The sequence below is a fragment of the Streptomyces sp. AC627_RSS907 genome (assembly GCF_019049165.1).
In genome coordinates this window covers 1-885 of the sequence record NZ_JAGMUE010000941.1, presented here as the reverse complement: position 1 = coordinate 885, position 885 = coordinate 1, and the positions used below count along the sequence as shown (strand labels likewise).

General features: G+C 75.3%; 1 protein-coding gene. It reads left to right on the top strand.

The window, feature by feature from the left end; genetic code table 11:
* Window positions 1-185: 185 nt before the first annotated feature.
* The coding region (locus KUM32_RS39575) for a bifunctional transcriptional activator/DNA repair enzyme AdaA (RefSeq protein WP_217146574.1) at window positions 186-885 on the top strand (700 nt) is incomplete at its 3' end.

Sequence of the window (885 nt, the reverse complement as noted above, 5' to 3'; positions counted from 1 at the left end):
CCCTGACCTCGCCCCGCCGCCGGCAGGCGCCGGCGGGCCCGCCCCGGGGCGGGACGGAACGGGGCGGCGCGAGGCGAGGGTGAGACGGCGGGCCGATGGATCAAGATCAGCCAGATGGGCGCGGCTCCAGGGCCATGTCGGATTTCCGCGAGCCCCCAGCCGTGCGCAACCGCGATGCTGAGCGCATGCACTCTGACTTCGACCGGTGCGTGAGAGCCGTCCAGTCCAAGGACGCCCGCTTCGACGGCTGGTTCTTCACCGCCGTCCTCACCACCCGCATCTACTGCCGCCCGAGCTGCCCGGTGGTGCCGCCCAAGGTCGAGAACATGACGTTCTACCCGAGCGCCGCCGCCGCCCAGCAGGCCGGGTTCCGCGCCTGCAAGCGCTGCCGCCCGGACGCCAGCCCCGGCTCCCCGCAGTGGAACGAGCGCGCCGACCTCGTCGCCCGGGCCATGCGGCTGATCGCGGACGGCGTGGTGGACCGCGAGGGCGTCCCCGGCCTCGCCGCCCGGCTCGGCTACAGCACCCGACAGATCGAGCGCCAACTCCTGGCCGAACTCGGCGCGGGCCCGCTCGCGCTGGCCCGCGCGCAGCGCGCGCAGACCGCCCGGCTGCTGATCGAGACCAGCGAGCTGCCGATGGCCGAGGTCGCCTTCGCCGCCGGCTTCGCCAGCATCCGCACGTTCAACGAGACCGTACGGGAGGTCTTCGCCCTCTCCCCGACGGAACTGCGCGGGCGCACCCGCCGCGGCGACCGGCCCACCGCGCCCGGCGTGCTCAGCCTCCGGCTGCCCTTCCGCGCCCCGTTGTGCCCGGACAACCTGTTCGGCCACCTCGCCGCCACCGCCGTGCCCGGCGTGGAGGAGTGGCGCGACGGCGCGTACC